Origin of the sequence: Nonomuraea bangladeshensis, from assembly GCF_039529455.1 — a bacterium.
GTDB lineage: Bacteria > Actinomycetota > Actinomycetes > Streptosporangiales > Streptosporangiaceae > Nonomuraea > Nonomuraea bangladeshensis.
The window spans coordinates 732,646-746,261 of the sequence record NZ_BAAAMV010000001.1 but is presented as its reverse complement, the minus strand read 5'-3'; the positions used below and the strand labels follow the sequence as shown (position 1 = coordinate 746,261).

12 protein-coding genes are annotated in these 13,616 nt (G+C 71.5%); 4 read left to right on the top strand and 8 right to left on the bottom strand.

Annotation, left to right across the window (positions count from 1 at the left end; all coding sequences use genetic code 11):
• The first annotated feature begins 35 nt into the window (after positions 1 to 35).
• A complete protein-coding gene (fxsT, locus tag ABD292_RS03205) occupies positions 36 to 2,549 on the top strand; it encodes an FxSxx-COOH system tetratricopeptide repeat protein (protein ID WP_344205053.1) in 2,514 nt (837 codons plus the stop codon).
• Between the two features lie 6 nt (positions 2,550 to 2,555).
• Here the strand turns inward: fxsT and ABD292_RS03200 are convergent, their stop codons facing one another.
• The 8 genes from ABD292_RS03200 to ABD292_RS03165 all read right to left on the bottom strand — a co-directional run bounded on the left by ABD292_RS03200 (position 2,556) and on the right by ABD292_RS03165 (position 10,554).
• Positions 2,556 to 3,800 (bottom strand): aKG-HExxH-type peptide beta-hydroxylase, encoded by a 1,245-nt coding sequence (locus ABD292_RS03200; RefSeq protein WP_344205052.1) that lies wholly within the window; start codon positions 3,798 to 3,800, stop codon positions 2,556 to 2,558.
• Positions 3,797 to 5,029, bottom strand: a complete 1,233-nt coding sequence (locus ABD292_RS03195; protein WP_344205050.1) for an FxsB family cyclophane-forming radical SAM/SPASM peptide maturase — start codon at positions 5,027 to 5,029, stop codon at positions 3,797 to 3,799. Before ABD292_RS03195 ends, ABD292_RS03200 begins: the two co-directional genes overlap by 4 nt.
• A 157-nt stretch (positions 5,030 to 5,186) precedes the next feature.
• On the bottom strand, positions 5,187 to 5,882 hold the full coding sequence (locus tag ABD292_RS03190) for a GAF and ANTAR domain-containing protein (RefSeq protein WP_344205049.1): 696 nt from the start codon (positions 5,880 to 5,882) through the stop codon (positions 5,187 to 5,189).
• A gap of 99 nt (positions 5,883 to 5,981) precedes the next feature.
• A complete protein-coding gene (locus tag ABD292_RS03185) occupies positions 5,982 to 6,992 on the bottom strand; it encodes an adenosine deaminase (protein ID WP_344205047.1) in 1,011 nt (336 codons plus the stop codon).
• A 23-nt stretch (positions 6,993 to 7,015) separates the two neighbouring features.
• Entirely contained in the window at positions 7,016 to 7,891 is an 876-nt protein-coding gene (locus ABD292_RS03180) for a 1,4-dihydroxy-2-naphthoate polyprenyltransferase (RefSeq protein WP_344205046.1), read from the bottom strand.
• A 21-nt stretch (positions 7,892 to 7,912) separates the two neighbouring features.
• Complete coding sequence (locus tag ABD292_RS03175; protein WP_020545748.1) at positions 7,913 to 8,401, bottom strand: GNAT family N-acetyltransferase; 489 nt, start codon at positions 8,399 to 8,401, stop codon at positions 7,913 to 7,915.
• Positions 8,402 to 8,565: 164 nt separating this feature from the next.
• The gene (locus ABD292_RS03170) at positions 8,566 to 9,081 is read right to left on the bottom strand and encodes a CGNR zinc finger domain-containing protein (RefSeq protein ID WP_091092310.1); all 516 of its coding nucleotides are present in this window, start codon (positions 9,079 to 9,081) and stop codon (positions 8,566 to 8,568) included.
• A gap of 66 nt (positions 9,082 to 9,147) precedes the next feature.
• Positions 9,148 to 10,554: an aminotransferase-like domain-containing protein gene (locus ABD292_RS03165; RefSeq protein WP_344205044.1), complete on the bottom strand. Its 1,407-nt coding sequence runs from the start codon at positions 10,552 to 10,554 to the stop codon at positions 9,148 to 9,150.
• Between the two features lie 181 nt (positions 10,555 to 10,735).
• Between ABD292_RS03165 and ABD292_RS03160 the strand changes: the two genes are divergently transcribed.
• The 3 genes from ABD292_RS03160 to ABD292_RS03150 are packed head-to-tail and all read left to right on the top strand — an operon-like array spanning position 10,736 to position 13,210.
• Positions 10,736 to 11,710 (top strand): DMT family transporter, encoded by a 975-nt coding sequence (locus tag ABD292_RS03160; RefSeq protein WP_344205042.1) that lies wholly within the window; start codon positions 10,736 to 10,738, stop codon positions 11,708 to 11,710.
• Between the two features lie 48 nt (positions 11,711 to 11,758).
• Positions 11,759 to 12,781, top strand: a complete 1,023-nt coding sequence (locus ABD292_RS03155; RefSeq protein WP_344205040.1) for a hypothetical protein — start codon at positions 11,759 to 11,761, stop codon at positions 12,779 to 12,781.
• 27 nt (positions 12,782 to 12,808) lie between these two features.
• Positions 12,809 to 13,210, top strand: coding sequence for an ASCH domain-containing protein (locus ABD292_RS03150; RefSeq protein WP_344205039.1), 402 nt, complete (start codon positions 12,809 to 12,811; stop codon positions 13,208 to 13,210).
• Positions 13,211 to 13,616 lie beyond the last annotated feature (406 nt).

The following is a 13,616-nucleotide window of genomic DNA, read 5'->3' as shown; positions in this document are numbered from 1 at the left end:
GCCTCACCTCTTCGGATATGAAGCGGAGGACCGACGTGACGGAGAATTTCCTGCCGCCGCAGAGCTCGCAGGTCTGGGAACGCGTGCCCAATCGCAATCCGAACTTCACCGGCCGCAAGGACCTCCTCACGGCGCTGAGAAAAAGCATCAACACCGTCACGGCGGTCGTCGCGCAGCCGCGGGCGCTGCAGGGACTCGGCGGCGTCGGCAAGACGCAGCTGGCCATCGAGTACGCCTGGCAATACCGCGCCCACTACGACCTGGTCCTCTGGGTCTCCGCCGACCAGCCCCTGCTGGTGCCCTCGACGCTGGCGGACATGGCGCCGAAGCTCGGCCTGCCCCCCGCGAGCAGCACCGGCGTGGAGAAGACCGCCCAGGAGGTCATCCGCGCGCTGGAGAGCGGGTCGCCGTACCGCGGCTGGCTGGTGATCTTCGACAACGCGGAGGAGCCCGAATACGTCAAGGAGTTCATCCCGCGAGGCCCCGGCCACGTCATCATCACCTCGCGCAACTCGCGCTGGAGCGACCACGAGCCCACCATCCAGGTGGACGTGTTCAGGCGCGAGGAGAGCGTGGCCTTCCTCCGCAGGCGGCTGAGCGAGACGGTCAGCCTCGACGAGGCCGACCGCATCGCCGAGCAGCTCGGAGACCTGCCGATCGCGCTCGAACAGGCCGCGGCCCTGCTGGTCCGCACCCTGATGCCGGTCGAGGACTACCTGGAGCTGCTGCAGGAGCAGACCAGCAGGCTGCTGGAGCTGGAGAAGTCGCCCACCTACCCGACCTCCATGACGGCGGCCTGGCGCCTGTCGGTCGACCAGCTGCAGAAGACCCTTCCCGCGGCTGTCGAGGTGCTGCGCTGCTGCGCGTTCTTCGGCCCCGAGCCCATCCCGCGCGACGTCTTCCGCCGGGGCAACCGGGCGGTCGGCCCGCGTCTCGGGCCCATCCTCTCCGACCCGATCACGCTCACCAACGCGCTGAGCCAGCTGGAGCGGCTGGCCCTGGTCAAGGTGGAGCCGTCCGTACGCACCCTCCAGGTCCACCGGCTCAACCAGGCTTTGCTGCGTGACGAGACCCCGGAGAAGGACCGCGCCGAGCTGCGCCACGAGGTCCACCTGCTGCTGTCGGGCACCGCTCCCGCCGATCCCGACGACACGGTCAACTGGCCCCGCTACGAGGAGCTGGCCGCGCACCTGGAGCCGTCCGGGCTGATCGACTGCACGGTGCCGACCGTCCGCAGGTTCGCCCTCGACCTGGTGCGCTACCTGTACGTACGCGGCAGCTACCGCCAGGCGCAGGCGCTGATCAACGAGTACGTCACCAAGTGGACGCAGGTCGACGGCGTCGACCACAAGGACGTGCTGGTCGCCCGCGTCCACCTGTCCAACGTCTATTTGCAGCTCGCCCAGTACACCAAGGCCGTCCAGCTCGTCTCCGAGACCTTCGGCCTGATGACCGACACGCTCGGCCCCGACCACTCCGAGACGTTGTGGGCCAAGATCGGTTACGCCGGAGCCCTGCGCGGCCGGGGCGAGTTCTCCCAGGCTCAGAAACTGGACGCGGAGGCGTCCGAAACCTACGAGCGCCTCTACGGCGACAGCGACCCGCTGACCCTGCGCGCCCGCCACAGCCTCGCCCTCGACTACACCCTGACCAGCGACTACGGCCGGGCCAGCGAGCTGCTCCAGGACGTCTATCTCAAGCAGAGCAGCATGGAGGGCATCGGCCGCCGGGTGCTGCTGCTCACGTGGACCAACCTCAGCCGGGCCGTCCGGCTGAACGGCCAGTTCGAGGTGGCCACCGACCTGGCCGAGGAGGCCTACTCCTACGGCGTGGCGAGCCTGGGCGAGGACCACCCGAGCACGCTGCTCGCGGCCAAGGACTTCGCGGTCTGCCTGCGCCGCGTGGGCCGGCTGCCCGAGGCCCTGCAGCTCATGCGCGACACCTACATCCGCTCGCGCCGCCTGTTCGGCGAGGAGCACGCCTACACCCTGGCCGCCGCCTTCGGCCTGGCCAACGTGCTGCGCGCCGTCGGGGAGCTGGACGAGGCGCTGGAGATCACCGAGCGGGCCCTGCGGCTCTACCCGGCGGTGTTCGGCGACGAGCACCCCTTCACCCAGGCGGCGCGGATCAACCAAGCCCTCCTCCTGCGCCTCACGGGCGACCCCGAGGCGGCGCTCGCGCTGGACGAGCGGGCGCTGGCCGGGCTCACCGCCCGGGTCGGCCGCGACCACGACTACACCGTGAGCTGCGCGATCAACCTGCAGAACGACCTCGCCGCCCTCGGCAGGCACGAGGACGCACGCGCCGTCGGCGAGGAGAACCTGCGGGTCATCCAGGCCGGCTTCTCCGCCGACCACTACCTCAGCCTTATCTGCGCCGCCAACCTCTGCCTCGACCTGGAGGCGGTCGGCGCGAGCGAGGAGTCCAAACGGCTGCTCGCCGAGACGACGCAGCGCTTCGAGCTGGCCATGGGGCGCGAGCACCCCGACGCGCTGGGGCTGCTCGCGGGCGAGCGGCTCAACTGCGACTTCGACCCGCCGCCCATCTGACCCGCCTCATCCGGGGCTGTGGGACCGCCGGTGTGCCTCGGCCATCAGGCGGGCCCGCTCGGCCGCGCCCGCGCTCACCGGCTGGCCGTCCAGGCTAGCGAGCGTGTCGCGCAGCGTGCCGACGAAGCGCGTCCCCTCCTCGGTGAGGCCGCCGCTGTCCAGCAGCGTCGCCGTGACCTGCGTGGACGCCTCGCGCCAGCGGGCGAACTCCACCTCGGCCTTCGCCCCGTGCTCCGGGTCGGCGAGGTGCCGCCGCCAGAAGGCCGCGACGGCGGCATGCGCGTACGCGCCGTGCAGCAGCCCGTGCAGCGGGCGCGGATCGGGCCGCCAGGGGGCGTAGAAGCGGCGGCCGTCGTCCGGCAGGGTGAGCGTGACGAGGTCGGTCAGCGCGTACAGCTTGATGTGCTGGAGCTCGTGCGCCAGGGTGAGGGCCATGCCGATCCCGTCCACGGGGTCGGACAGGGCGATCGTGCCGAAGAGGTCGCGCGCGGAGGCGCTGCGCTGCTCCACGGCGGTGCCGAGGATCGGCGTGAGCACCGAGACGGCCGCGCGGACTTCCTCGGCCACGGTCGCGTGGCGTGTCCGCAGGATCTCCCACGCCTGGCCGAGGCAGGTGCTCCAGCGCCGCCGCCGCGCCGGGGGCAGGCGGCCGGCCACGTCGTCGCCCAGCCACCGATGGGGGTCGAGGTCGTCCACGGTCATGGTGGTGTCCGGGCCGAACGACATCCGGTGCAGGGCCTGCCAGCCCTGCCCGTCGCGGCCGGGGCGCACCAGGAAGGCCCGCCCCCCGGCGTGGATGCGCGCGCCGCCGTCCGCCGGCTCGACGGTGGCCATGACCCGTTCCTGGCCGTCGGGCGGCAGGGTCAGCAGGCCGAGGGAGGGCAGCACGAGCCGGCTGCCGGGCACCGGGACCTCCAGCCGGCACGCCGCGCCGGCCCGCACCGCCGCGGCCAGCGCGACCGCCGCCAGCCGGCCGGGGTCGGCCTGGCCGCGGCAGGCCCGCAGCGCCCACGCGCCCACCGCGGGATGGCGCAGGCAGTCGCTCACCTCGCCGGGCGCGCCCGCCTCCAGCTCGGCCAGCGTCTCGTAGGCGCGGGCGGCGGTGCCGGACTCCTCGGCGGCCAGACGTACGAGGAGGCGGTGTTTGCTCGTCTGGGCGGCGCGCAGCTCGGCCAGGGCGGCCGCGCCGCCACCGCCCGTGGCCAGCTCGGCGAACGCGGCGGCGGACAGCCGGTGAGTGACGGGTCTCATCGCCCTGCTCTCAGCCGGGCCACGTCGCGCCCGCAGCGCGCCCCGATGTGGCTGATCAGCCGGTAGAGGTCGGGGCAGTAGACCGACGGCTCGGCGAAGCCGGTGAGCGGGCTGTAGCGGTGGGCGTACTGGCCGCCGCCGCAGACCGAGACGAGGTCGCAGCGGCGGCAGGTGGACGACAGCGCCAGCTCGCCGATCTGGCGGGCGGCGATGGCGGGCTGCAGCAGGGCGTGGTCCAGGGGATCGCGCAGCACGTGCAGCGGGGTCCTGGCGGCGCCCTGGAAGGCGCTCTTCAGGCTGTCGGACTGCTCGATGCCGCCGTCGGTCTCGATGACGACCATGCGCACCGGGGACAGGCCCACGTTCTCCGCGCGCGAGTGGCCGCCCATGAGCAGCCGCATGATCTCCCTGAACAGGCGTACGTCGGTTTGCAGCACCGGGCTGTCGTACCAGCGGTCGAAGATCTGGATCAGCCAGTCGGCGTAGGGGGTGGCGGGGGAGCCCGGCTCGCGGAACGGCGGAGGCTCGGCCCAGTTGCCGTGCGGCAGCAGGAAGTCGACCGCCGGCGGGTCGAACTCCAGCAGCGCCTCGTAGGTGCGGATCGGGTCGTTGCGCACGTCCACGGTGCAGAGGAGGCCGCTGAACAGATGGTGGTAGGGGCCCTCGCTCAGCCGCCGCAGCGACTCGCTGACCAGGGCGTGGCTGCCGCGTCCGTCGGCGAAGCGGCGGTGGCGGTCCTGGCCCTCCGCGTCGCCGTCCAGGCTGACCCCGATCCGGATCTCCAGCGACTCGAACAGGCGGAGGTAGTCGTCGTGCAACCGTACGCCGTTCGTCTGGATGTGGGCGTTGACCCGGGTGCCCGTGGCCACCGCGCCGCGCACCCCACGGACGATGCGGGAGATGAGCTCGGGGCCGGCCAGCAGCGGCTCGCCGCCGTGCAGGATGACGTCGATCTCGCCGAGGTCGTGGGCGGCGGCGTGCTCGGCGATGCGCTCGATCGCGCGGTCGGCGATCGCGTCGGACATCCTGCGCGGCTGCTCGCGCCAGCTCTGGTCGGCCATCTCGTACACGTAGCAGTGGCGGCAGGCCAGGTCGCAGCGGCTGTGGACCTTCAGGATGAACTGCTGGAAGGCGAGCGGGCGCCAGCCTCCGGCCAATAACGCGTCGACGTCGAGGAGGTCCGGGAACCCTGTGGCGTGCGAGAGTTCCGGCTCAGGGCTGAGTGACAACGGCTACCTCTTAGCGTCGTGATGCACCCCGCTCCATCTTTACCCACTTTGCGGCCGAGTCAAGATTCACGACGTCAAGAAAAGAATGTGGGCCGGGTTATGGCGCAATTTCCGGAAAAGCCGATAAATATCGTGGATTTTCGGGGCGGGGCGGTGGTCACCGCGTCCGGGGGCGCGCCCGCGGCGGCGGATCCTCGAAACGCGGTCGTTGTGGCGCCTCCCCGGTCACCTTCCGCACGATGCCCGCCGCCACCTGGTAGACCTTGACGTTGCGGTCCTGGGAGACGTGCCGCAGCATCTCGAACGCCTGCTGCGAGGTGCAGCGCCGCTGCGCCATCACGATGCCGAGCGCCTGGTCGATCACCGCCCGCGTGTTGAGCGCCTCCTTGAGCTGCGCGGCCACCTCCTTCAACCGGGCCGCGCCGAGAGCGGTGCGGAACAGCACCCCGATGTGCTCGGCCGTCACCCGGGCCGTCACGCGCGTCGCCTCTGCGAAGCCGCCGCGCTCGCCCGAATAGAGCGTCAGGACGCCCAGCAGCAGGCCCTCGGACTTCAGCGGCTCGGCGTGCAGGCTGCGCAGCCCGGCCTCGGCGCTGAACCGCGACCAGCGGGGATCGGCCGCCAGGTCGGCCGAGGTGACCGGCTCGCCCGTGTCGAGCGCGTCGACGCAGGGCCCCTGACCGGTGACCGACTGCAGCTCGTCGAGCAGCTCGGCGCGCGCGTCGGTGCAGGCGACCGTACGCAGCCCGCCCTCGGCGCGCAGCGCGATGCTCATCATGGGGGAATCGGGCATGGCGCGGGTGGCGATGGACAGGCAGTCGCCGAGCGCCCGTTCGAACTCCTCGATGTCCATGAGGACACTAGGCCGGTTCAACGAAGATCCCTCGCCCTCGGTTGTCCGGACCGTCCGCAACGATAAGACTGCCCTGCGGCAGGGGCGTTACGCCACCCTTCAGCGGGCCCGGGAGGCGAGATAGGCGTCCACTTCCGCGAGGTAGGCGTCCTTGACCGGACGGGGGAGCCAGGTCACCTCGAACGCGTTGCGCTCCAGCCCCGCCAGCTCCTCCTCGCTGAGCTGCAGCGCCTCCTGCAGCGCGATCAGGTTCTCCTGTACGTAGCCGTCGAAGTACGCCGGGTCGTCGGAGTTGACCGTCACCCGCACGCCCAGGTCCATCAGTTTGCGGATGCCCTCGGCCTTCATCGAGTCGGTGACGAACCCGTTGGAGATCGGGCAGCAGGTGAGCCCCATGCTCCGCGCCAGCACCAGCTCCACCAGCCGATGGTCCTCCAGGATGTTGACGCCGTGGTCGATCCGGTCGACGCCGATGTCCTCGATCGCCTGGCGGATGTGCTCGACCGCGTCGTCCTGGTCGACGTCGCAGTGCATGGTCAGCAGGTAGCCCTCCGCGCGGGCGCGGGCGTAGACCTCGGCGAACTTCGCCGGCGGGTTGCCCTTCTCGTCGGAGTCCAGGCCGACGCCGGCGATCCACTCCTTGTACGGCAGCGACTCCAGCAGCGTCGCCATCGCGTACTCGGCCTGGAAGTCGCGCAGGAAGCACATGATGAGCTGCGCCCGCACCCCGAGCCGCGCCTCGGCGTCCATCAGCGCCCGCCGCAGCCCCCGGATCACCACGTCGAACGGCACCCCGCGCCCGGTGTGCGCCTGCGGATCGAAGAAGATCTCCGCGTAGCGGACGTTCTGCGCGGCGGCCTTGCGGAGGTAGGCCATGGCCAGGTCGTAGAAGTCGGGCTCGGTGCGCAGCACCCGCATGCCCTCGTAGTAGACGGTGAGGAAGGACGGCAGGCTGTCGAAGGAGTAGGCCGCGCGCATCTCCTCGGCCGACGCGTAGGGCAGCGCGAGCCCGTTGCGGGCGGCCAGCTCGAACTTGAGCTCCGGCTCCAGCGTTCCTTCGATGTGCAGGTGGAGCTCGCACTTGGGCAGCCCGGCGATGAAGTCCTTCATCTGCCCAGACTAGAACGCCGGCCTCAGAAGACCAGAGCGAGACCCACCGCGAACAGCAACCCGTACGCCATCTGCAGCTTGCCCGTCTGCTGCAGCACCGCGATCAGCGCGGGCCCGACGGCCCTGCCCAGCACGGTACGGATCGGCGTCACCGCCAGCGGCGCCGCCAGCAGCGTCAGCGCCGCCCACGGAGTGACCACCGTCATGGCCAGCGCCACCACGAACGGCAGCACCTGGCAGGCCACGTACAGGGCCCGCGTGCGCTGCGCGCCCAGCACGACCGCCAGCGTCCGCTTGCCCGACTGCCCGTCGGTGCCCACGTCGCGCAGGTTGTTGACGACGAGCATCGAGCACGACAGCAGACCCACCGGGATCGACGCGAGCAGCGCCGCCCAGCTCAGCGACTCGGTCTGCACGTACGTCGTGCCCACCACCGGCACCACGCCGAAGAACACGAACACGGCCAGCTCGCCCAGCCCGCGGTAGCCGTACGGGCGTTTGCCGCCGGTGTAGAACCAGGCGGCGGCGATGCAGGCCGCGCCCACCAGCAGGATCCACCAGGCCCGGGTCACCACGACCAGCGCCAGCCCCAGCACCGCGGCGACGGCGAAGCAGCTCAGCGCGGCCGTCAGCACCTGGCGCGGGGTGGCCGCGCGCGAGCCCACGAGCCGCATCGGGCCGACCCGCTGGTCGTCGGTGCCGCGGATGCCGTCGCTGTAGTCGTTGGCGTAGTTGACGCCGATCTGCAGCGCGAGCGCCACGAACAGCGCCAGCACGGCCCGCCACCACACGAAGCCGCCCTCACCGATCGCCACGCCGGTGCCCACCATGACGGGGACGACGGCGTTGGGGAGTGTGCGGGGCCGCGCGCCGGCGATCCATTGGCCGGGTGTTGCCATGTCCTCTGCCTCGTCCTCTGCCTAACTGATGTCCGTGGTGAGCCTCACCATGCGGATGGGACGGCCCATGTCGAGAACGCGCTCCGCCATGTCCTCGCCCCAGCCGGCCGACTCCAGGAAGCCGAGCACCGCGTAGTTGTCGGCGAACACCCAGGTGACGATCTGCCGGAAGCCGTCATCGCGCAGGTAGTCGACGGTGGCGTTGAGCAGCCGGCTGCCGTGCCCGCGACGGACGAAGTCGGGGTCGACCAGCAGCGTCAGCATCTCGGCCACGACGCTGGGATCGAGGTCGGGGTCCTCGGCGGGGGCGTGCGAGGCCAGGCCGACCACGCGCTCGCCGCCGCGCGGCGTGACGAGCGCGGCACTGCCGCCCGCGCCCAGGGCGGGGAAGCCCTCGGTGTCGAGGATGGTCTCCACCGCGACCAGCACCCGGTGCATGGGGCTGGGCGGGGCGACGATCGCCTCGTCCCACTGGCGCAGCCACATCTTCTCGGCCGCGGGGCCCGTCATCTGCTCAAGCGGCCCCTCCGGGAGAAAGTCCCGGTAGCCGTAGCGCCAGGCGCGAACCTGACAATTCGCAACCTGGAGCACATCCTCGCGCCGGGCCGCCCGGACGCCTACGTCTGCCATCTCGGCCCGCTCCTTCGCCTGCCGTTCATGCCACAAGGCACGAGTTACACCGTATCGGTGTTTGAGGCTTGGAGACGACGCGAACCCCGCTTCCTCGCCCGGTAAGCCCGTGTCTTGGTGCGGTTGCCGCATACACGCATAGAACACCACGAGCGGGAACGGTTTCTGGACGAGTCGATGAACGCCCGCTGACACGTTCCCTCCGCGCACACCTTCAGCCGGTCCCACGCGGCGCCGAGCGTCGCGGCCGCGATCGCGGCCAGCCCGCCTGCGACGCCCGCCCCGGCCGGCACCAGCTCCGGCTCACCACTCGCCCCCACCCTGACCTGCAGCGGCAGGCCGGGCAGAGTGGCCGGCTCGCGCCGCAGCGCCGCCCGCATGCCCTCACGGAGGGCGTGCGCGGTGTGCAGGTCGTCGTCGGTGGCCCGCTCGCGCGGGCCGGTCAGGCCGCGCTCGCGCAGCCAGACGGCCAGCTCGGCGGGGGAGGACAGCTCGTCGGTGTCGGTTGCGACGTCGTAGGTGTTCACGAAGTCTCGGACGAGCTCCGCGGGGGACGACATGTCTCCACTCTAGCGGTCGATCATGAACCTCATGATCGCGCCTCCGTCCCGTACGAGGTCCTGGGGTCATGCGAGGTCCTGGAACGCCAGGCTCAGGCGGCGTACGCCCTCGTCCAGCTCCGCCAGGTGCGCCGCGGCGGCATGCGTCAGCCTGAGCCGCGGCCCCGGCGGCTCGGACGGGTAGTACATCCGCCCCGGGCTCACCAGCACGCCATGCCGCCGCGCGCCCTCCACCAGGGCGTCCTCGTCCAGACCGGCGGGCAGGCGCAGCCACAGGTGCATGCCGCCCGCGGGCATCAGGTGCAGCTCGGCGTCCTCCGGCAGGCGGGCGGCGAGCGCGGCGGCCAGAGCGTCCCTGCGCAGGCGCAGCTCGGCGTGGACGGCCGCCAGATGGCGCCGCCAGGCCGGCGAGCCCACCAGCTCCAGCGCCGTCTCCTGCAGCGGCCGGGCCACGAAGAACGACTCCACGAGCTGCCCGGCCCGCAGCCGGTGCGCGGCCGGGCCCCGGGCGATCACCCCGGCCACCCGCATGCTGGGGGAGAGGATCTTCGTCAGGGACCGGACATGCACCACCGTGCCGTGCTCGTCCATGGCGGCCAGCGTGGGCGGGGGCTGCTCGATGAGGTAATGGGCGTAATCGTCCTCGATCACGAACGCGCCCGCCGCCCGCGCCACCTCCAGCACCTGCCGGCGGCGTTCGGCAGGAAGGGTGGCGCCGGTCGGGTTGTGCAGCGTGGGCTGGCAGAAGAAGACGCGGGCCCCGGTCACCGCGAACGCCTCCGCCAGCAGCTCCGGACGGACGCCGGACGCGTCCACGGGCACGGCCGTCGCCCGCAGCCCCGCCGCCTTCACCGCGGCCAGCGCCCCCGGGTACGTCGGCGTCTCCACCAGCACCGGCGTCCCCGGAGCCGCCAGCGCGCGGAAGGCGTGCGTGAGCGCGGCCTGGCCGCCGCTGACGACCAGCGCATCGGCCGCGGTCACTTCGCCGCCCGTCTGGTCGGCGAACCAGCGCCGCAGCTCGGCGAGACCGGCGAGCGGCGGCTTGGCCCAGGCGTCCGGACGGCGTACGGCACGCGCCGCGGCCGCCGCGAGATGCCGGTCGGGGCGCAGGCCGGGCGGCAGGTAGCCGCCGGTCAGCGGGACCACGCCGTCGGGAGCCTCGGCCAGGAGCGCGGCGACGGGACCCTCGTCCACGACGCGGTCGCCGAGCGCGACCGTCTGCCAGGAGAGGTCCGCCGCCTCCCGGCCGCCGGCCGTCTTCTGAGGGTGGGCGACGAAGGCCCCGCTCCCCGGCCTGGTGACCACCCGGCCCTCGGCGGCCAGCTGGCCGATCGCGCGGGAGACGGTGACGGGGGAGACGTTGTGGGTGCGCATGATCTCCCGGCTGGAGGGGAGACGGGCGCCGGGGCCGAGGCGGGCGGCCTCTTCGCGCAGTATCGCGGCGATGTGGGCGATACTGCTATCGTTGGTCATGAAGAATGATGATAGCGCTACTGGTGCGGATGGAGTAGCGGTCTCCTCCGATGCGCCCGTTCTGCCAGGCGCATCGGCTGCTTCAGTGGTCGGTGGTTCTGGCGGCTCGCGCGTCGCCGCCGAGGTCTCCGGGAGGCCCGGCGTTCGGAGGTCCGGTGCTCCTGCGCCTGACACTCGGGGCGTGGACGCTCAGGGGGTGGACGCTCAGAACCTCAGCACTCGGAGCCTGGACATTCAAGACCCGGAGGCTCAGGACCTCGGCACTCGGGCCTCGGACGCTCGTCGGGCCCGCACCAGGGGTACGCTTCTGGCCTTCCTCGGCGTGCTCGCCTTCTCCGGCTCGTTCCCCGGCACCGTCTACGCCATGGAGGGCTTCAACCCGTGGCTGGTGGCCATCGGCCGGGCCGCCGTAGCCGGTCTGCTCGCCGTCGTCTGCCTGCGAGCCGCCCGCCGCCCCCTTCTTCCGCCGCGCCACCTCTGGGGCCCGTACGCGCTGATCTCCCTCGGCGTCGTCTTCGGCTTCCCCGTCTTCAGCGGCCTGGCCCTGGCCCTGGGCTCCAGCACGTCCCATGCCGCCGTGATCACCGCGCTCCTCCCGGCCGCCACCGCCGCCTGCGCCGTGCTGCGCGCCGGTGAACGCCCGCGCCGGCTGTTCTGGGCGGCCTGCCTGTCGGGCGCGGCCGCCGTGACCGCCTTCACCCTCCTCCAGCAGGAAGGTACGGCAGCCGCGGCCTGGCCCGACCTGCTCCTCCTGGCCGCGCTGGGCTCCGCCGCGATCGGCTACACCGAGGGCGGCCGGCTGGCCCGCGACACCCCCGGCTGGCAGGTGATCTCCCACGCCCTCGTTCTGTCCTTGCCCGTCACCGCCCCCGTCACGGCCGCGCTGACCGTGCTCACGCCCGTCACCATCACCCCCGGGGCGCTCGCCGGTTTCGCCTACGTCGCGGTCATCTCCATGTTCCTGGGCTTCTTCCCCTGGTACGCGGGCCTCGCCAAGGGTGGCATCGCCCGCGCCGGCCAGACCCAGCTCACCCAGCCGCTCCTCACCCTGATCTGGGCGTGGTTCCTCATGGGCGAACGATTCGGCCCGGTGACGGTGGCCGCCGCGCTCGCCGTACTCGTCTGTGTCGCCATCACCCAGCGCGCCCGTACTTGAAAGCCGTGACGCCTCCGCGCAGGATTGGAGGAGGAGGTGTCACAAACTATGGCGGACCTCACGATCCCTGAAGGCGGCTTCTGGCCCGCGCCGGAGATCCCGCAGCCCAACATCTATCCCATGGAGTGGCGCGTCGAGACGGAGAAACTCGCCGCGATCTACGAGAAGTCCAAGCGCATGGTCTGGAACCCGGCCGACCTGCCCTGGGACCAGCTCAAGCCCGAGGACTTCACCCGTGAGCAGCGCCTCGGGATCATGTACTGGTTCGCCGTCCTGGCCAACTTCGACGCCTCGGGGCCCGCCGTCTTCGCCCGCGCCACCATCAGCGCCTTCGAGAAGCACGAGGAAGACCCCGTCAGGAAGTGCTTCTTCTCGATCACCCGCGACGAGATGAACCACGAGGAGTGCTGCCAGCGCTCCATCGCCAAGCTCTGGCCCGGCGGCCCCCTCGACTGGACCCCGTCCGACGACCTTGAACACGCCGCCCACAACAACATCGGCTGGCTCTACCACAACGGCGGCCGCTACTGGAACGGCTACAACTCCGCTGTCGGCAAGTACTCGCTGCCGGTCCTGTTCACCAGCTTCATGATGGGGGAGATGGCCGCCTCGACCCTGTTCAGGGGCATGTCGTCGGGTACGCAGCACCCGGTCTTCAGCGAGATGTTCCAGCGCATCGGACGCGACGAGTCCCGCCATCTCCAGATCTGCATGACGATCCTGGAGAACGAATGGCCCGGCCTCACCGACGACACCCGCAGCCTCATCACGCGCCAGCTCCGGGCGGGCTTCGTCTTCCTCAGCATGATCCTCTGGGAGCCGCCCGGGGGCTTCTGGGAGCTGCCGCCGTACTTCCTGCACAACCACCGCGTCCTCATGGACTACGCGAGGGAGGCGGGGCTGGGGGTGCTGTCGTACGAGGAGCAGGCGGACAACTGGCGCGTCGCCATGGCCCACGTCCGCGCCATCGTCGAGCGGTGGGGCATCGCCTTTCCCGCCATCCCCGAACTGGACCTGGAGGGGGTCGAGGTCGACTTCCTCGACCCGGAGGACATCATCCCGGTCTTCTGACCGGTACGTTCCCGTACGTTGTTACCCATGTGGCCTCGACTCGACGGGCTCCGGACGCTCGAACTCGGCACTCCGGGCGAACTCCGCACCCGGCTCACCAACCTGGCTCTCATCGGCCGCAAGACCGCGACGGCCGGCCTCCTCGCCCTGGACTACGAAGCCGAGGGCGAGGAGGTCGAGCACGTCGGCGAACGCCTGATCCTGCTGACCGACGCCGGGGAGCGGGCGGCCGAACTGGAGGTCACCCGAGTCGACCTCGTACCGTTCGCGGAGGTCCCCTGGGACTTCGCCCACGCGGAAGGCGAGGGCTTCACCTCGATCGAGAACTGGCGTGAGGTCCACCGCGCCTACTGGGCGTCACAGGGCTTCGACGTCGATGACACCACCATCATCGTCTGCCTACGCTTCCATCTCGTCGACGCCCCGTAGACGAGCATCCCGCCGCAGCGGGCGCGCCGCCGGGAACGAGCACCGGTATGAGCGAGTACGGGGTGTGCGAGCGCGACATCGAAGCGACCGCGCTGTTGAAGCGAGCGCCGCTCCACAGGCCGCCAACGGCCCGCCACCACCGTCACGGTCACCGCCAGTGCCAAATGCCATCGGCAGTCGCCAGTGCCACGGGCACTGGCACTGGCCTAAAGAACCCGCGCCTCTCCTCGGTCCCCTCGCCCGTCCTGCATCCACCGACCACGGCGTCCACCGACCATGGCGTCCACCGACCATGGCGTCCACCGACCATGGCGTCCACCGACCATGGCGTCCACCGACCATGGCGTCCACCGACCATGGCGTCCACCGACCATGGCGTCCACCGACCATGGCGTCCACCGACCAT